The organism is Nocardia sp. NPDC003482 (assembly GCF_053588115.1).
On record NZ_JBSFPI010000019.1, the window covers coordinates 52,935 to 69,740 of the forward strand.

General features: G+C 70.1%; 16 protein-coding genes. 12 read left to right on the plus strand and 4 right to left on the minus strand.

The genetic code is table 11. The annotated features are described in order from the left end of the window. Nucleotides 1-72: 72 nt before the first annotated feature. The 5 genes from kstR to ACWDSJ_RS27115 all read left to right on the plus strand — a co-directional run bounded on the left by kstR (nucleotide 73) and on the right by ACWDSJ_RS27115 (nucleotide 6,316). On the plus strand, nucleotides 73-729 hold the full coding sequence (kstR, locus tag ACWDSJ_RS27095; protein ID WP_387368266.1) for a cholesterol catabolism transcriptional regulator KstR: 657 nt from the start codon (nucleotides 73-75) through the stop codon (nucleotides 727-729). A 183-nt stretch (nucleotides 730-912) separates the two neighbouring features. Beyond that, nucleotides 913-3,486 (plus strand): trehalose-phosphatase, encoded by a 2,574-nt coding sequence (gene otsB, locus ACWDSJ_RS27100; RefSeq protein ID WP_387368264.1) that lies wholly within the window; start codon nucleotides 913-915, stop codon nucleotides 3,484-3,486. 156 nt (nucleotides 3,487-3,642) lie between these two features. Then, the gene (locus tag ACWDSJ_RS27105; protein ID WP_450035175.1) at nucleotides 3,643-4,533 is read left to right on the plus strand and encodes a metal ABC transporter solute-binding protein, Zn/Mn family; all 891 of its coding nucleotides are present in this window, start codon (nucleotides 3,643-3,645) and stop codon (nucleotides 4,531-4,533) included. 146 nt (nucleotides 4,534-4,679) lie between these two features. Beyond that, entirely contained in the window at nucleotides 4,680-5,444 is a 765-nt protein-coding gene (locus tag ACWDSJ_RS27110) for a metal ABC transporter ATP-binding protein (protein WP_450035289.1), read from the plus strand. Beyond that, nucleotides 5,441-6,316: a metal ABC transporter permease gene (locus ACWDSJ_RS27115; protein ID WP_450035176.1), complete on the plus strand. Its 876-nt coding sequence runs from the start codon at nucleotides 5,441-5,443 to the stop codon at nucleotides 6,314-6,316. Before ACWDSJ_RS27110 ends, ACWDSJ_RS27115 begins: the two co-directional genes overlap by 4 nt. A gap of 112 nt (nucleotides 6,317-6,428) precedes the next feature. Here ACWDSJ_RS27115 and ACWDSJ_RS27120 read toward each other — a convergent pair whose 3' ends face one another. Then, entirely contained in the window at nucleotides 6,429-7,304 is an 876-nt protein-coding gene (locus ACWDSJ_RS27120) for an A/G-specific adenine glycosylase (protein ID WP_450035177.1), read from the minus strand. A gap of 149 nt (nucleotides 7,305-7,453) precedes the next feature. On the opposite strand from ACWDSJ_RS27120, the gene ACWDSJ_RS27125 reads away from it, so the two are divergent. Both ACWDSJ_RS27125 and ACWDSJ_RS27130 read left to right on the plus strand, forming a co-directional pair. Continuing rightward, complete coding sequence (locus ACWDSJ_RS27125) at nucleotides 7,454-8,077, plus strand: carbonic anhydrase (RefSeq protein WP_387368256.1); 624 nt, start codon at nucleotides 7,454-7,456, stop codon at nucleotides 8,075-8,077. A 63-nt stretch (nucleotides 8,078-8,140) separates the two neighbouring features. Further along, nucleotides 8,141-8,791 carry a hypothetical protein gene (locus ACWDSJ_RS27130; RefSeq protein ID WP_450035179.1) on the plus strand — a complete coding sequence of 217 codons (651 nt, stop codon included), beginning with the start codon at nucleotides 8,141-8,143 and terminating at the stop codon, nucleotides 8,789-8,791. Here ACWDSJ_RS27130 and disA read toward each other — a convergent pair. From disA to ACWDSJ_RS27145, 3 genes are all read right to left on the minus strand, one after another. After that, entirely contained in the window at nucleotides 8,778-9,788 is a 1,011-nt protein-coding gene (gene disA, locus ACWDSJ_RS27135) for a DNA integrity scanning diadenylate cyclase DisA (protein WP_450035180.1), read from the minus strand. The two genes, ACWDSJ_RS27130 and disA, sit on opposite strands and share 14 nt — an antisense overlap. A 365-nt stretch (nucleotides 9,789-10,153) precedes the next feature. Then, entirely contained in the window at nucleotides 10,154-11,554 is a 1,401-nt protein-coding gene (gene radA / locus ACWDSJ_RS27140; protein ID WP_450035182.1) for a DNA repair protein RadA, read from the minus strand. 74 nt (nucleotides 11,555-11,628) lie between these two features. Then, nucleotides 11,629-12,339 carry a hypothetical protein gene (locus ACWDSJ_RS27145; protein WP_450035184.1) on the minus strand — a complete coding sequence of 237 codons (711 nt, stop codon included), beginning with the start codon at nucleotides 12,337-12,339 and terminating at the stop codon, nucleotides 11,629-11,631. A 302-nt stretch (nucleotides 12,340-12,641) separates the two neighbouring features. On the opposite strand from ACWDSJ_RS27145, the gene carD reads away from it, so the two are divergent. The 5 genes from carD (at nucleotide 12,642) to rlmB (ending at nucleotide 16,802) form a co-directional block, all read left to right on the plus strand. Then, entirely contained in the window at nucleotides 12,642-13,130 is a 489-nt protein-coding gene (carD, locus tag ACWDSJ_RS27150) for an RNA polymerase-binding transcription factor CarD (RefSeq protein ID WP_019931623.1), read from the plus strand. Between the two features lie 2 nt (nucleotides 13,131-13,132). After that, nucleotides 13,133-13,837, plus strand: coding sequence for a 2-C-methyl-D-erythritol 4-phosphate cytidylyltransferase (ispD, locus tag ACWDSJ_RS27155; protein WP_450035186.1), 705 nt, complete (start codon nucleotides 13,133-13,135; stop codon nucleotides 13,835-13,837). Between the two features lie 17 nt (nucleotides 13,838-13,854). Next, nucleotides 13,855-14,343, plus strand: a complete 489-nt coding sequence (ispF, locus tag ACWDSJ_RS27160) for a 2-C-methyl-D-erythritol 2,4-cyclodiphosphate synthase (protein ID WP_450035291.1) — start codon at nucleotides 13,855-13,857, stop codon at nucleotides 14,341-14,343. A gap of 93 nt (nucleotides 14,344-14,436) precedes the next feature. Then, nucleotides 14,437-15,831, plus strand: coding sequence for a cysteine--tRNA ligase (cysS, locus tag ACWDSJ_RS27165; RefSeq protein WP_450035188.1), 1,395 nt, complete (start codon nucleotides 14,437-14,439; stop codon nucleotides 15,829-15,831). Continuing rightward, nucleotides 15,831-16,802 (plus strand): 23S rRNA (guanosine(2251)-2'-O)-methyltransferase RlmB, encoded by a 972-nt coding sequence (gene rlmB / locus ACWDSJ_RS27170; RefSeq protein ID WP_450035189.1) that lies wholly within the window; start codon nucleotides 15,831-15,833, stop codon nucleotides 16,800-16,802. Before cysS ends, rlmB begins: the two co-directional genes overlap by 1 nt. Nucleotides 16,803-16,806 lie beyond the last annotated feature (4 nt).

A 16,806-nucleotide genomic window follows, 5' to 3' on the forward strand; every position in this document is an offset into this window, starting at 1 on the left:
AGAGACGATTCCACCGCGAGCGGCCACGCACCCCAGCCGCGCTACGACGTTTGCAGGAAAGGACTTTCATCGATGGCCAGTCCCTCCCGAGAGCCGGCGGACTCGGGTGCGCCGAACGGAAACCGCGCGCGCACCGCACCGGTCAGCACGCTCAGCGAGGACGAGCTGAGCTCGGCCGCGCAGCGGGAGCGGCGCAAGCGGATCCTCGACGCCACCCTCGCGCTGGCGTCCAAGGGCGGTTACGACGCCGTGCAGATGCGCGCGGTCGCCGAGCGCGCCGACGTCGCCGTGGGCACGCTGTACCGCTACTTCCCGTCCAAGGTGCATCTGCTCGTCTCCGCGCTCGCGCGCGAGTTCGAACAGTTCGAGAGCAAGCGCAAACCGCTGCCCGGGCAATCGCCGCGCGAACGCATGCATCTGCTGCTCACCCAGGTCACCCGGGCCATGCAGCGCGACCCGCTGCTGACCGAGGCGATGACGCGCGCGTTCATGTTCGCCGACGCCTCGGCCGCCGCCGAGGTCGACCGGGTCGGCCGGGTCATGGACCGGTTCTTCGCGCGGGCCATCGAGGACGGCGAACCGACCGATCGGGATCTTGCCATCGCGCGGGTCATCAGCGACGTGTGGTTGTCGAACCTGGTGGCGTGGCTCACCCGGCGGGCCTCGGCGACCGACGTCACAGAGCGGCTGGAACTGACCGTCGACCTGCTGCTGGGCGACAAATCCTGAGAAGTTTGCCTACCCTTCCGCGTGGCAAACCAGTCAACGTACGGCAGGATCCCGCAAAATGGGGGACGCGTACGGCGAGGCGTCTGTAAACGTCTCGTATCACTGCGCGTACATGCGAGCAAACCTCACCCAGTAGAGTTTCTCGCGCCCTGCCATTTCTCCTCCGATCACTAGGTTGGATGCGTGAGCGCACAGGATTTGCCACAGGAACTTCGCCGTGCCTTGTCCGCGGTAGCCCGCATGCCGCGGCTACTTGTCGCATCGGACTACGACGGGACGATCGCGCCCATAGTGTCCGACCCGGCGAAGGCCTATCCCCATCGGGAATCGGTGAGCGCGTTACGCGCGCTCGCCGGCCTCACCGCCACCACGGCGGCCGTCATCTCCGGCCGGGCGCTGCGCGATCTCGCGGCGCTGTCCCGGCTTCCGGTCGAGGTCCAGCTGATCGGTAGTCACGGTTCGGAATTCGACGTCGGCTTCGTGCACGCCATCGACAACGACGCCAAACACCTACTGCAGGAAGTGCAGAACTCCCTGAACCGCATCGCCGAGGACAATCCCGGCGCCGCGGTCGAGACCAAACCGGCCAGCGTCGCGCTGCACGTCCGCAACGCCGCGCCCGAGGTCGGCCGACGCGCCCTGCACCAGGCCCGGCAGGGCCCTGCGAGCTGGGTCGGCGTGCAGGTCACCGAGGGCAAGGCCGTCATCGAACTCGCGGTCATCCAGACCGACAAGGGCGACGCGCTCGACATCATCCGGCATCAGGAGGGCGCCTCGGCGGCGGTCTTCTTCGGCGACGACGTGACCGACGAGAAGGCGTTCGCGCGGCTGTCGGGTCCCGATGTCGGCATCAAGGTCGGCGACGGCGAGAGCCTGGCCAAGTACCGGGTGGCCAGCACCGAGGAGGTGGCCCGGGCGCTGGCGTTCCTGCTCGAGGAGCGGCGCACCTGGCTGGCGGGCGCCTCGGCCCCGCGCATCGAGCGGCTGACCATGCTGGCCAGTCCGCGCTCGAAAGGTCTTGTGACACCGGACGGTACGGTCACCTGGTTCTGTCACCCCGAGCCGGATTCGGCCGCGGTGTTCGCGCATCTGCTCGGCGGGCCGGATGCCGGACACTTCACCATCGCGCCGGAACGTCCCGGGCTGCCGCTGTCGCAGCGGTACGTGGACGGCACCATGACCGTCGAAACCCGTTGGTCCAGTTTGCAAGTGCTCGACTACCTGCCGCACGACGTGGCGCCCGAGCGCACCGATCTGACCCGGGTCATCACCGGCGTCGCGCGCGCGGTGGTCACCTTCGCGCCGCGGCCGGAGTTCGGTCAGGTGCCGGTGAGCATCGATCGCGAACCCGCGGGCCTGCGCGTGCACGGCACCAACGATCCGATCGTGCTGCGCTCTCCCGGCGTCGCGTGGGAGATCATCGAGGAGGGCATCCACCAGACCGCGCGCGCCGTGGTCGATCCCTCGCGCGGGCCGATCGTGCTCGAAATGCGTTGCGGCACCTCGGATCTGGCTCCGGCCATGGTCAGCGAGGCGGAGCGGCGGTCCGAGGCCGAACGGTACTGGCGGGACTGGTCGGAGGAGCTGGAGCTGCCGCCGCTCAAGCCGGATCTGATGAAGCGGTCGGCGCTGACGCTGCGCGGGCTGGTGCATCAGCCGTCCGGTTCGATCATGGCCGCGGCCACCACCTCGCTGCCCGAGGACATCGGCGGCGTGCGCAACTGGGACTACCGGTACTGCTGGCTGCGCGACGCCGCGCTCACCGCGCACGCTCTGGTGCGGCTGGGCTCGCTGCACGAGGCCGAGGAGTACCTGGACTGGGTGCACCGGGTGCTGGAGACCCTGGCCGGGCCGGAGCGGTTGCATCCGCTCTACACGCTCTACGGCGAGACCCTGCCGCCCGAGGCCGTCATCGACTCGCTGCCCGGATACGCGGGGTCGCGCCCGGTGCGCGTCGGCAACGCCGCGAACATGCAGGTGCAGCTGGACGTGTTCGGTCCGATCGTGGACCTGATCGCCGAGTTGGCGGCGGCCCGCGAGCGCAAGGGCATCCACGATCCCGCCAAGGCGCTGCCGGATCGGGACTGGGAGTTGGTGCACGCCATGGTTTCCGCGGTGAAGCGGCGCTGGCGCGAACCCGACCACGGCATCTGGGAGATCCGCGGCAACCCGCGCCACCACGTGTACTCCAAGGTGATGGGCTGGCTGACCGTCGACCGCGCGCTGCAACTCGCGCAGCGGTTCAACCGGTTCGCCGATCCGGAGTGGGTCGAGCTGCGCGAGACCATCGCCGAGGAGGTCAAGGCCAAGGGCTGGAACGAGGAGGTGCAGTCCTTCACCGCGGCCTACGACGGCACCGATCTGGACGCGGCGACGCTGCACATCGGGCTGAGCGGGCTGATCGATCCGTCGGATCCCCGGTTCGCGGCGACCGTGGTGGCCACCGAGGCCGAACTGCGCAGCGGGTCGACCGTGTACCGGTACCACCACGACGACGGCCTGCCCGGCGGCGAGGGCGGCTTCCATCTCTGCGCGGCCTGGCTGGTCGAGGCGTATCTGCTGATCGGCAAGCGGTCCGACGCCGAGGCGCTGTTCGCGCAGCTGGTCGACGTCGCCGGGCCGACCGGACTGCTCAGCGAGGAGTACGACCCGGTGGCCGAGCGCTCGCTGGGCAATCATCCGCAGGCGTACAGCCATCTCGGTCTGCTGCGTTGCGCCCAGCTGCTCAGCCAGCCGGTGCCCGCACTGGTTCAGTAGCGAATCCGCGTCGAGGGCCCGTGACCACGGTCACGGGCCTTCGTCGTGTCGAGGACCACACGGGAATCGGACAGATCGATGTCACCGGCTATGGACACGTACGCTACATTCAAATGGAAATCGTTTCCGTTAAGTGCTGTGCAGGAGTACCCCCGCGTGAACAGAAGTCTCGTCGTCCGATCATTCGCCGTCGTATTGGGGGTCGCGGCAGCGGCAGCCCTGACCGCCTGCTCGAGCAGCTCCGAGGACACCGGTAAGCACACCGTCGTCGCGTCCACCAGCGCGTGGGGCAGCATCGCCGCCGCGGTCGCCGGGCCGGATATGACGGTCGAGTCGATCATCGATCAGCCCACCCAGGATCCGCACGAGTACCAGACCAGTCCGTCGGACGCGGCCAAGATCCGCGAGGCGGGGCTGGTGATCTTCAACGGCGGGCACTACGACGAGTTCGCGGAGAAGGCCGCCGAGGGCCGCGACAAGCCGACCATCGACGCCTTCGAGCTGCGCGCGGGTGCGGCGAAATCCGATGACAACGAGCACATCTGGTACGACGTGGACACCGTCGACGCGGTGGCGACGCGGATCGCGTCCGAACTCGGCAAGATCGACGCCCCGCATGCGCAGGCGTACACCGACCGCGCCAACGCCTTTCGCGCCCGGCTGAAGGAGATCTCCGCGATCACCGCCAAGATCGCCGCCGAGCACCCGAAATCGCCTGTGCTGCAGACCGAACCGATCGCGCACTATCTGCTGCTGGCCGCCGGGACCGACGACCGCACCCCGCACGCCTTCGCCGAGGCCGTCGAGCAGGGCACCGATCCCGCGCCCGCCGACGTCGCCACGGTCCGGGACCTGTTGAACGGCAAGCAGGTTCGCGCGCTGGTCTACAACAAGCAGACCGAGGACAAGACCACCCGCGACGTCGCCACGGCCGCCACGGCCGCCGGTGTCCCCGTCGTCGAGGTCACCGAGACCCTGCCCGCGGGCAGCGACTACCTGCAATGGCAGATCGGGAACGCCCAGGCGCTGGCCAAGGCGCTGGGCTGACGACGGGAGTGGTGATGTCCGGGAAGGCAGACCTCGGCGAACGTGTTGCGAACGGTGTGACAGGCACTCCGGGCGCCACTCCCGCACTCGCCGAAACCGATTGTCCGTTCGATGCCGCGTGCGCGGGTGAGCTCGCCGAGCCCGCGGTGCGGCTGCGGGGGGCGCGGCTCGCGTTCGGGGAGCGGACGCTGTGGGACGGGCTGGATCTGGATGTGGCGGCCGGGGAGTTCGTCGCGGTGTTGGGGCCCAACGGGTCCGGCAAGACGTCGCTGTTGCGGATGCTGTTGGGGCAGATCGCGCTGAGCGCCGGGAGTGTGGAGATCGCGGGTTCGCCTGCGCGACTGGGGAATCCGCGGGTGGGGTACATCCCGCAGCAGAAGACGATGGACGCCGGGGTGCAGTTGCGCGGGATCGATCTGGTCGGGCTCGGGGTGGACGGACATCGGTGGGGGCTGGGCTGGCGGGGGCGCAAGGAGCGGCGGGCGCGGGTCGCCGCGGCCATCGCTCAGGTCGGGGCGCAGGATTTCGCGCGCGCGCCGTTGGACGCGTTGTCGGGCGGGGAGCAGCAGCGGCTGCGGGTGGCGCAGGCGCTGGCGGGGGATCCGAAGGTGCTGCTGTGCGACGAACCGCTGCTGAGCCTGGATCTGGCGAATCAGCGGCTGGTGTCGCAGCTGGTCGACCGGCGGCGGCGCGACCACGGGACGGCGGTGCTGTTCGTGACGCACGAGATCAATCCGGTACTGCCGCTGGTGGATCGGGTGCTGTATCTGGTGGACGGGAAGTTCCGGATCGGCACGCCGGACGAGGTGATGACCTCCGAGGTGCTCTCGGAGCTGTACCGGACCCAGGTCGACGTCGTGCGGGTGCGGGGGCGGCTGGTCGTCGTCGGGGCCGAGGAGGGCGCGGCGTGATCGAGAAGTTGTCCGAGGTCTTCACGCGGATGGTCGATCTCCAGGTGACGGCGAATCTGCTGTCCTACGACTTCGTGCGGCAGGCGATCCTGGCCGCCGCGCTGCTCGGATTGCTCGCCGGGGCGATCGGGCCGCTGATCGTGAGCCGGCAGATGTCGTTCGCGGTGCACGGGACGAGCGAGCTGTCGCTGACCGGGGCCGCGGCGGCGTTGCTGGCGGGGATCGGAGTCGGGGTCGGGGCCATCGCGGGTTCGGTGGTGGCGGCGGTGTTGTTCGGCGTGCTGGGAGCCCGTGCGCGGCAACGGGATTCGGCGATCGCGGTGGTGCTGTCGTTCGGGTTGGGGTTGTCGGTGCTGTTCCTGTGGCTGGGTCCGAGCCGGGCGGGGTCGAAGTTCTCGCTGCTGACGGGGCAGGTCGTGAGCGTGGGCGACGGCGGGCTGGGGCTGTTGCTGGCGTGCACCGTCGGCGTCCTGGTGGTGCTGGCGGTGATCTACCGCCCGCTGCTGTTCGCGAGCACCGATCCGGAAGTGGCCGTGGCCCGCGGTGTTCCGGTCCGCGCCCTCTCGGTGGTCTTCGCCGTCCTGCTCGGCATCACCGCCGCCTTCGGCGTCCAGATCGTCGGCGCCCTCCTGGTCCTGTCCCTCCTCATCACCCCCGCCGCGGCCGCCGCCCAACTGACCGCCAGCCCCCTCCGCACCACGGTGCTGGCCATAGCCTTCGCCGAAATCTCCGCGGTAGGCGGCATCCTCCTCTCCCTGGCCCCCGGCGTCCCCGTCTCCACCTTCATCACCGCCATCTCCTTCGCCATCTACGTGATCTGCCGCCTCATAGGCACGAGAACCCGAAACCGCCGCTCCCCCATACCCGTTTGACCCCCAGGTACGCCAACCCAGCCGCACCCTTTATTCGGATCCGCACCCGTTTCAGGGCTCTGGAAGGGGTGCGGATCCGAATAAGGGGTGCGGCTGGGTTCGTGGGCTGCGGTTAGGGGGTGGCTTCGCCTGCTAGGGCGAAGAGGCCTTCGGGGGTTTGTTCTATGAGGCCGTCGGTGAGGAGGGAGTCGAGGGCTCGGGTGCGTTGGGTGGGGTTTTGGGGCCAGGCTAGGTCGAGGGTGGAGCGGGGGACGGGGGTGGGGGTGTTGCGGAGGACGTCGAGGAGGCGGCCTCGGGCCTGGCGGTCGGTGCCGGTGTATTTCTGGGTGCGGCGGGGGGTGGTGGATGGGGGGTGGCCCGCGGATTTCCAGGTGCAGTGTGGGAGGGGGCAATTGGTGCAGGTGGGGGTTCTGGCGGTGCAGATCAGGGCGCCGAGTTCCATGAGGGCGGCGGAGAATTTGGCGGCTCGGGGGACGTCTTTGGGGAGGAGGGCCTCGGTTTCGGCGAGGTCTCGGGCGGCGGGGTTGGCCGCGTCGGCGCGGCCGTGGACGGCTCGGGCCACTACCCGGCGAACGTTGGTGTCCACCACGGGAACTCGCTGTCCGTACGCGAAACAGGCCACGGCGCGGGCGGTGTAGGCGCCGATGCCGGGCAGGCCGAGGAGGACGTCCACGTCGGCGGGGACCTCGTCGCCGTGTTCGTCGGCGAGGACCCGGGCGCATTCGTGCAGGCGCAGGGCGCGGCGGGGATAACCCAATCTGCCCCAGGCGCGCAGGACCTCGCCCTGGGACGAGGCGGCCATGGCGGACGGGACGGGCCAGCGGGCGACCCACTCGCGCCAGATGGGCTCGACCCGCACGACGGGGGTCTGCTGGAGCATGATCTCGCTCATCAGGATCTGCCAGGCCGTCACCCCGGGCCGCCGCCACGGGAGGTCGCGGGCGGTCTCGTCGTACCAGTCGATCAAGGCGTCGGAGTCGATGCTCACGCGTTCGCCGTCCTCTCGCAGTTCGCCCTCACGCTGCCCGCCGCCGCACCACTCATTCCGTACACTTCCCGTACCCGGCCGACACCGGTTTGCCGGGACGTAACTTGGCGGACTCGCCGGTAACCGGCCCAGTATGGAAAATGGGACACATGCCTCATACCAACCCGATCAGTGCCTGGAAGGCCCTCCGCGAGGGCAACGAGCGGTTCGTGAGCGGCACGCTGCAGCATCCTAGCCAGGGTGCCGCCGACCGGGCCAAACTCGTGGCCGGTCAGCAGCCCTCGGCAATCCTGTTCGGGTGCGGCGACTCTCGCGTCGCCGCCGAGATCATCTTCGATCAGGGCCTCGGCGACATGTTCGTGGTGCGCACCGCGGGACATGTCATCGACTCGTCGGTGCTCGGCTCGATCGAATACGGCGTCGAGATCCTGAACGTGCCGTTGATCGTCGTGCTCGGCCACGACAGCTGCGGGGCCGTGCGCGCGACCATCGACGCGCTCGACGGCGGCGATGTGCCGGGCGGCTTCATCCGCAGCGTGGTGGAGCGGGTCACCCCGTCCATCCTGGTGGGCCGTCGCGAGGGCTTGACCGAGGTCGACGAGCTCGAGGCGCGGCACGTGATGGAGACCGCGCGCCTGCTCATGCAGCGTTCGATGATCATTTCGCAGCGGGTGGCGACGGGTGAGTGCGCGATCGCCTGTGTGACATACAAACTCACCGACGGCAAGGTGCAGCTGCATCGCGCGGTCGGCAACATCGGCGAAGTGGCCTGACCGGGGCCGACACGCCGTGCGCGTGAGCCGGACCGGCCGGATCGTGCGCTTACCGTTGTCGCTGTGCTGGAACCGACTGGACCGTTACCGCCCGAGGTCTACTGGCGGCGCCGCCTGCTCGCGATCGCGGCGCTGGTGGTCGTGCTCGCGCTGCTGATCTGGCTGGCGGTCTTTCTGCTGGGTGGGGGCGACGACAAGCCGAGCTCCGCGGCGGCGCCGAGTTCGACCTCGGCCTCCCCCGGTTCCGCCGCGCCCGCCGCGGGTGCGGAGAGTTCGCCGAGCGCGGCCGCGACCACGAACGCCGCGGCCAGCGGGTCGCCGTCGCAGTGTCCGGATCAGTCGCTCGCGGTGAAGGTGGCGGTGGGACAACCCAATTACAAGTCGGGCGAGCAGCCGGTGTTCCGCATCGTGATCACGAACATCTCCACCGCCGCCTGCACCCGGGACATGGGTTCGGGTTTGCAGCAGGTCTCGGTGACCTCGCTCGACGGGCAGCGCCGGCTGTGGGCGAACACCGATTGCGATCAGGGTGGTCCGGGAGATGTGCGGACCTTGAACGGGGGGCAGCAGGCGGAGTTCACGCTCACCTGGTCGGGGACGACCTCGCAGCCGAACTGCGCCGGGGAACGGGTGCCGGTCGGGGCGGGGGCGTATGCCGTTGTGGCGCAGTTCGGTTCGGTGCGGAGTGTGCCGGAGCCGTTCAATATCGCGTGAGCGCCGCGCGGATTCGGCGGGCCAGCCCGTCGTCGATACCGGGGAGGGCGGTGAGGTCGGGGAGGTCGGCGGCGCGGAGGTCGGTGAGGGTGCCGAAGGCGGCCACCAGGGTTTCGGTGGCTTCGCCGGAGAGTTGCGGGAGCTGCGCGAGGAGGCGGTAGCCGCGGGGTGCGGTCGTGGTGTCCAGGGCCTCGAGCCTCGCGGGAAAGCCCAGGGGCGGGGCCAGATTCGGCAGGTCCAGCAGGTCGAGTTCGTGGAGTTGGTCGAGGGCGTCCAGGGCACGGTCGGCGACGGTCTCGTCGGCGGTCGGGCGCGCGTGATCGCGGACGATCAGGCGGCGGACGCGATCGGTGTCGCCGACCACCTCGGTGAGTTGCAGGGCCAGTTGACGGCCGTCGGTACCGAGTTCGAGCACGTCGGATTCGATCTCGTGGGTCACCCGGCGGACCAGTTCGAGGCAGTGCAGGGCGCTCAGCACATCGCGGAGGGTCGCCGTGTCGGACAGCTCGGCGGCCGAGAGGCGCCGGAGCGTCTCGTCCAGCCGGGTCCGATACCGATCGAGGGTCGCCATGGCCTGATTCGCCCGCGCCAGAATGGTTTCCGAGGGCTGGATCAGGTGCCGGGCGCCGTGGGCGTAGACGGTGATGAGGTTGGTGGACCGGCTCACCGAGACCACCGGGTAGCCGATCTGCGCGGCGGTCCGCTCGGCCGCCTTGTGCCTGGTGCCCGTCTCCGTCGTCGGCAGTAGCGGATCGGGAACCAGGTGGACGTTGGCCCGCCGGATCCGCGTCCCGTCCGCCGAAAGCACCACGGCCCCATCCATTTTCGACAACTCCCGCAGCCGCGTCGGCGAGAACTCCGTATCCAGATCGAATCCCCCGTCGCAGATCCGCTCCACGCTCTCGTCGTACCCGAGCACGATCAGCGCCCCGGTCCGAGCCCGCAGAATCCGATCGATCCCGTCCCGCAGCCCGGTCCCCGGCACGAGCCGGGCCACGACCGCCCGGACGAGAGCGTCCGCGCCGCTGTCGCGGCGGGAACCGAGGGAGAGGCCCCCGGGGGAACCGAGAGAGTGGTCCCGGGGGGAACCGAGGGAAAAGTCACGAGGGGAACCGAGGGAGAGGTCACGGAGGGAACCGGAGGAAGCGTCGGGGCGAACGCCGACGGGCGGATCGTTGCGAGTGCCCAGAGGGTCGCGGCCCGGGGGGCCACCGGGCGATGCGAGGGGTAGGTGGCCGTGTGGGCCCGGTGGGAGGTCGGCGTGAGAGTCGTTGCCGGAGTGGGCATTCGCCGCGGGCGGGAGGGACAGGCCCGCGGCGGCCAGGGGGCGGCCCAGGAGGTTGGTGACCCAGCGGCCCGGTCTCATTCGACGGCCTCCAGTCGGGGGCGGTTGCGTTTGGCCAGGCCGGTGACGGTGAGGGCGGTGCGGACGTCGGTGACCTCGTGGATCTTCAGGCCGAGGCCGGAGGTGTCGACGCCGGGCGGGACCAGGGCCTCGGTGAAGCCGAGGCGTTCGCCCTCGGCGAGGCGGCGGGTGGCGCCCGCGACGCGGCGGACCTCGCCCGCGAGGCCGACCTCGCCGAGGATGACGGTGCCCGCGCGCAGGGGTTTGCCACGCTCGGCGCTGGCGATGGCCAGGGCCACGGCGAGGTCGGCGGCGGGTTCGGTGAGGCGCATACCGCCGACGGTGGCGGCGTAGACCTCGAATTTGCCGAGGTAGAGGCCGCACCGGCTCTGGAGGACGGCCAGCACCATGGAGACGCGGTTGTAGTCCAGACCGCTGACCGCGCGGCGGGGCATGGCCGCCTGGGTTTCCACCGTGAGGCCCTGGACCTCCCCGACGAGCGGGCGCTTGCCGTCCATGGCGACGGTGATGGCGGTGCCGGGGACGGCGTCGGCGCGGTGATGCAGGAACAGGCCGGACGGGTCCTCGACGCAGACGATGCCGTCGTCGTGCATCTCGAAACAGCCCACCTCGTCGGCACTTCCGAAGCGGTTCTTGATGCCGCGGATCATGCGCAATGTGGAATGCTTGTCGCCCTCGAACTGCAACACCACGTCCACGAGATGTTCCAGCGTGCGCGGCCCGGCGAGATTGCCGTCCTTGGTGACGTGCCCGACGAGCAGCACGGCGATACCGCTCGCCTTGGCCAGCGACGTCAGCGCCGCGGTGACCGCGCGCACCTGCGTCACGCCGCCGATCACGCCGTCCACATCGGCGGCCAGCATGGTCTGCACCGAGTCCACCACCAGCAGCGTCGGCCGCACCTGGTCGACGTGCCCGAGAATGGTCGACAGATCGGATTCGGCTGCGAGATAGACCCTTTCGTGCACCGCGTCGGTGCGGTCCGCGCGCAGCCGGACCTGTCCGGCCGACTCCTCCGCGGTGACGTACAGCGACCGCTCGTCGCGTTGCCGCGCCCAGCGATGCGCGACCTCGAGCAGCAGCGTCGACTTGCCCACCCCGGGCTCGCCGGACAGCAGCACCACCGAACCGGGGACGATGCCGCCGCCGAGCACCCGGTCCAGTTCGCTCACCCCCGTGGAGCGGGCGCGGGTGATCTGCGAGTCGATCGTGGAGATGGGCGCGGCCGCGGTGGACGGCAGCAACGCCCGGCGCGCGGCCGAGCCGCCCGTGGACGACACGACGGGGGCGGCCTCGTCGACCGAACCCCACTCACCGCAGCCGGGACACCGGCCCACCCACTTGGCGACCTCGTGCCCGCACGCGGAACATCGGTACTGCGATTTCACCTTGGCCACGTGCGCAGCCTAGAGATCGGGTCCGACACGAGCGGGCAACGGCGCGAGGCGATTCCGCGCGCCGGGGCTCCGACTCAGTGACCCGAGCCCTCGGCGGCCTTCTCGCCCGCCTTACGCTCGAGGTCCGGACCCGCGTCGACGGGGACGTCCACCTTGACCGTGCCCGCGTTCTTGAAGTTGAAGGTGACCTGGTAGGTCAGGCCCGGCGAGACGTCCTTGGTCAGGCCGGTGATCTCGATGAGCAGCGGATGCGCGGCCGGGTCGGCGGGCTGATCGGGCGAACCCTCGCCCACGCCGTGCGCGGGCGCCGCGCTCGCGGTGGCCGAGGCGCCGGTGCTCGTCGGCGCGGCCGTGGTGCTGGCGGCGGCGGAGGTGGTCGGCGCGGCCGCGTGGACCGCCTTCGGCGAGGCGGCGACGACGGTCTGGCCGGACTGCAACTGCGGGTTGGCCGGGGTGATCTTCACCGTGCCCAGATCGGAGGTGATGCTGGTGAGCTCGTCGCCATGGGCCGGATCGGCGTTCACGGCGCTGAAGGCCAGCACGGCCTTGCCGCCCTTGGCGTTGGTGTACTCCTCCGACTGCGGCAGCAGCAGGCGCACGTCGCGCAGCGCCACCTTGCCGATGTTCGCGCTGTTGCCGTTGACCGCGGCGACCTGGTCCGCGGTCTGCGAGATCTGACCGGCACCGCACCCCGACAGCGCGAGCATCGCGCCCGCGGCGAAGGCGGCGACGGTCACGGCGTGGCGGCGCGCCTTCGACGCTGTGGTGGCTTTCTGGGCAGTCACGGCTTGTCCTCCATGTCGACCGGCTCACTCCACGATGCAGAGTAGTAGTAGGCAGCGTAGTAGTCGCCCCGCGACGCCTCGTGTCGGGTAGGGGGACTTGTAAGCTCAACAATGGGCGGTCGGTACCATTCGACGAGCGGAATGCGGGCCGATCCGTAAATCCTTCTGGCACAACGGGATGCACACCAATGGCGTTCTGTCAACCCCCGCCGCCGCCTCGTTGTGGCCCTGACCTGCGTCGTTGATCGCGCCGTTACCGAGTCGCATGTTAAACTGTGAACATCGAAAGGGGCACGGGACACATGATTTTTAAGGTCGGAGACACCGTCGTTTACCCCCACCACGGAGCGGCGCTGATCGAAGCTATCGAGACTCGCACCATCAAGGGCGTGCAGAAGGAGTATCTGGTCCTCAAGGTCGCCCAGGGCGATCTCACCGTACGCGTTCCCGCCGAGAACGCGGAGTACGTCGGCGTCCGCGACGTCGTGGGCCAGGAAGGTCTCGACCGAGTTTTCCAGGTGCTACGCGCACCGCACACGGAGGAACCGACCAACTGGTCCCGCCGGTACAAGGCCAACCTGGAGAAGCTCGCCTCCGGCGATGTGAACAAGGTGGCCGAGGTCGTCCGCGATCTGTGGCGCCGGGAGCAGGACCGCGGCCTGTCCGCCGGTGAGAAGCGGATGCTGGCGAAGGCGCGCCAGATCCTCGTCGGGGAGCTGGCCCTCGCCGAGGGAACCGACGACGTCAAGGCCGAGACCCTGCTCGACGAGGTTCTCGCCGCGGCCTCCTGACCGTGAACGCCGCACACGACGCAAGTCGTGTCGTGGCATTGGTGCCTGCCGCCGGTCGGGGCGTGCGCCTGGGTGAAGCGATGCCCAAGGCGTTCGTCCCGATCGGCGACAGCCCTATGCTCACGCTCGCCGTCGACGGTCTGATCGCGTCCGGGGTCGTGGACCGCATCGTGATCATCGCGCCCGCCGAACTCGTCCGACACGCCGAATCCGCCTTGCCCGCCGGATTCCCGGCGGATGTGGTGGCCGGCGGCGCCGAACGCATCGACTCCGTGCGCGCCGGACTCGCGGCCGCGCCGGAGGCCACCCATGTCCTCGTGCACGACGCGGCCCGCGCCCTCACGCCGCCGTCGCTGATCGCGCGGGTGGTGGCCGAACTGCGCGCCGGGCATCCGGCCGTCGTGCCGGGCGTGCCCGTGGCCGACACCATCAAGTCGGTGGATTCGCGGCAGACCGTCACCGGCACCCCGGACCGCGCGGGGCTGCGCGCGATCCAGACCCCGCAGGGTTTCGAGGCACAGCTGCTGCGCGAGGCGTACGCGCTCGATGTTCCCGCCACCGACGACGCGGGACTGGTCGAACGCCTCGGCGCGCGCGTGCGCGTGATCCCCGGGGACACAATGGCTTTCAAGATCACCACCCCGCTCGATCTGCGGCTGGCCAACGCCCTGCTCGCCGATCGGCCCGTACCGGACGCGGTGTCGTGATGTCCGAACTCGCGGCGATGCGCGTCGGCATCGGAAGTGATGTGCATCCCATCGAACCCGGCCGTCCCTGCTGGCTGGCCGGGCTGCTGTTCGAGGGCGACAGCGGGTGCGCGGGTCACTCCGACGGCGATGTGGCCGCGCACGCGCTCTGCGACGCGCTGCTCTCGGCCGCCGGGCTCGGCGATGTGGGCGCGGTCTTCGGGACCGGACGCCCGGAATGGGCGGGCGTCTCCGGCGCGGCCATGCTGAAGGAAGTGCGCCGCCTGCTCGACGAGGCCGGGTTCACGGTTGTCAACGCCGCCGTCCAGGTTATCGGGAATCGTCCAAAAATCAGCCCGCGCCGTGGCGAGGCTCAGCGGGTGCTGGGAGAATTACTGGACGCGCCGGTCTCGGTGTCGGGCACCACGACCGACGGATTGGGGTTGACCGGTCGCGGGGAGGGGATCGCGGCGATCGCCACCGCCTTACTCCAGTGTTGTAGCCCCTCCTGTCCGGGTTCGCACTGACCCCTGCGCCTCTCCGGCATCGGAGCGCGTGCCCGTGCTCCCCCCTTGTACCACCCGTAATCTGCAAATTCTCAACAGCTAGGATGGCTGGTCGTGACTCTGCGCCTGTTCGACACCGAGACGCGGACCCTGCGTGATTTCACGCCGCTGGTCCCCGGCCGCGCGTCCGTGTATCTGTGCGGGGCCACCGTGCAGGGCGAACCCCATATCGGACACGTGCGCAGCGGCGTCGCCTTCGACGTGTTGCGACGGTGGTTGTCCGCCAACGGATTCGACGTGGCCTTCGTCCGCAATGTCACCGATATCGACGACAAGATCCTGAACAAGGCCGCCGCCGCCGGTCGTCCCTGGTGGGAGTGGGCCGCCACGCACGAGCGCGCCTTCGACCGCGCCTACCAAGCGCTGGGCGTGCTGCCGCCGTCGGTCGAGCCGCGGGCCACCGGGCACATCACCCAGATGGTCGACCTCATGCAGCGACTCATCGATCGCGGCCACGCCTACGCCTCCAGCGGCAACGTCTATTTCGACGTCCGCAGCTACCCGGACTACGGCAGCCTGTCCGGGCACAAGCTCGACGACGTGCACCAGGGCGAGAGCGCCGGGGAGGGCAAGAAGGATCCGCGCGACTTCACGCTCTGGAAGGCCGCCAAACCCGGCGAGCCGACCTGGCCCTCGCCGTGGGGTCCCGGGCGCCCCGGCTGGCATCTGGAGTGCTCGGCCATGGCGGAGTTCTATCTCGGCCCCGAATTCGACATCCATTGCGGCGGTATGGATCTGGTGTTCCCGCACCACGAGAACGAGATCGCCCAATCCCGCGCCGCCGGAGACGGTTTCGCCCGGTACTGGCTGCACAACGGCTGGGTGACCCTGGGCGGGGAGAAGATGGCGAAGTCGCTCGGCAACACGCTGTCGGTGCCGAATGTGCTGGAAAACGTTCGCGCCGTGGAACTCCGGTTCTATCTGGGCAGCGCGCACTACAGCTCGATGCTGGAGTACTCCGACCAAGCGCTGCGCGACGCGGCCCAGACCTATCAGCGGCTGGAGGCGTTCGTCCGGCGCACGGTCGAGCGGGTGGGCGAGGTCCCGGTCGGCAAGTGGACCGACGATTTCGCCGAGGCGCTCGACGACAATCTCGGAATTCCCAAGGCGCTGGCCGAGATTCACCGGGCGGTGCACGAGGGCAACAAGGCGCTGGAGTCGGGCGATCACGACACCGCGCGGGAACTGGCCGGGCAGGTGCGCGCGATGCTCGGTGTCCTCGGTGTGGATCCGCTGGATCCGCACTGGGCCGCCCCGGAGGATTCCTCGGCGGCCCTCGACGCCCTCGACGTGCTGGTCCGCGCCGAACTGGAGCAGCGTCAGCAGGCCCGGGCCGCCAAGGACTGGGCCACCGCCGACGCGGTCCGGAACCGGCTGACCGCGGCCGGTGTCGAGGTGACCGACACCCCGGACGGCCCCGAGTGGAGCCTCAGCGGAAAGGCCAACTGATGGCAGGCAATTCGCAGCGCCGCGGCGCGATTCGCAAGTCGGGCACCAAGAAAGGGCAGACCGTCGGCTCGGGCGGGCAGCGGCGGCGCGGGCTGGAGCCGCGCGGCGCGACCCCGCCCGCGGAGATGCGCAAGTACCATCCGGCGGCCAAACGCGCCGCCGCGGCGGCGAAGAAGGCCACCCAGCAGTCCAAGCGCCCGGCGGGCCGCCCGAGCACGCGTAAGGGCGACGACGGTCCCGAACTGGTGCTGGGCCGCAATCCGGTGGTGGAGTGCCTGCGCGCCGGGGTTCCGGCGACCGCGCTGTACGTCGCCAACGGCACCGAGAACGACGACCGGCTCACCGAGGCCGTGCAGCGCGCCGCCGACACCGGGATCTCGATCCTCGAGGTGCCGCGCACGGATCTGGATCGCATGAGCGCCAACGGTTTACATCAGGGTCTGGCATTGCAGGTGCCGCCCTACCGGTACGCGCATCCGGACGATCTGCTCGAGGCCGCGCGCGCCTCGGGGACGCCGCCGCTGCTGGTGGCGCTGGACAACATCTCCGATCCGCGCAATCTGGGCGCGGTGATCCGCTCGGTGGCGGCGTTCGGCGGGCACGGCGTGGTCATTCCGCAGCGCCGCAGCGCCAGCGTCACCGCGGTGGCGTGGCGGACCAGCGCGGGCGCGGCGGCCCGGCTGCCGGTCGCGCGGGCCACGAATCTGACTCGGACGCTGAAGGATTGGGCCAAGGCCGGATTGCAGGTGGTCGGGCTGGACGCGGGCGGGGACACCTCGCTCGACGACTTCGACGGCAGCACACCGACGGTCGTGGTGGTCGGATCGGAGGGCAAGGGCCTGTCCCGGCTGGTGCGCGAGACCTGCGACAGCGTGCTGAGCATTCCGATGGCGGGCGAGGTGGAATCGCTGAACGCCTCGGTCGCGGCGGGTGTGGTGCTCGCCGACATCGCGCGGCGGCGGCGGGGCTGAGCCG

Bases quoted from the DNA above. Each gene is read 5' to 3' on its own strand.
- kstR (WP_387368266.1), top strand. From the start codon at position 73: ATGGCCAGTCCCTCCCGAGAGCCGGCGGACTCGGGTGCGCCGAACGGA.
- ACWDSJ_RS27125 (WP_387368256.1), top strand. From the start codon at position 7,454: ATGCCTCATACCAACCCGATCAGTGCCTGGAAGGCCCTCCGCGAGGGC.
- carD (WP_019931623.1), top strand. From the start codon at position 12,642: ATGATTTTTAAGGTCGGAGACACCGTCGTTTACCCCCACCACGGAGCG.
- ispF (WP_450035291.1), top strand. From the start codon at position 13,855: ATGCGCGTCGGCATCGGAAGTGATGTGCATCCCATCGAACCCGGCCGT.
- rlmB (WP_450035189.1), top strand. From the start codon at position 15,831: ATGGCAGGCAATTCGCAGCGCCGCGGCGCGATTCGCAAGTCGGGCACC.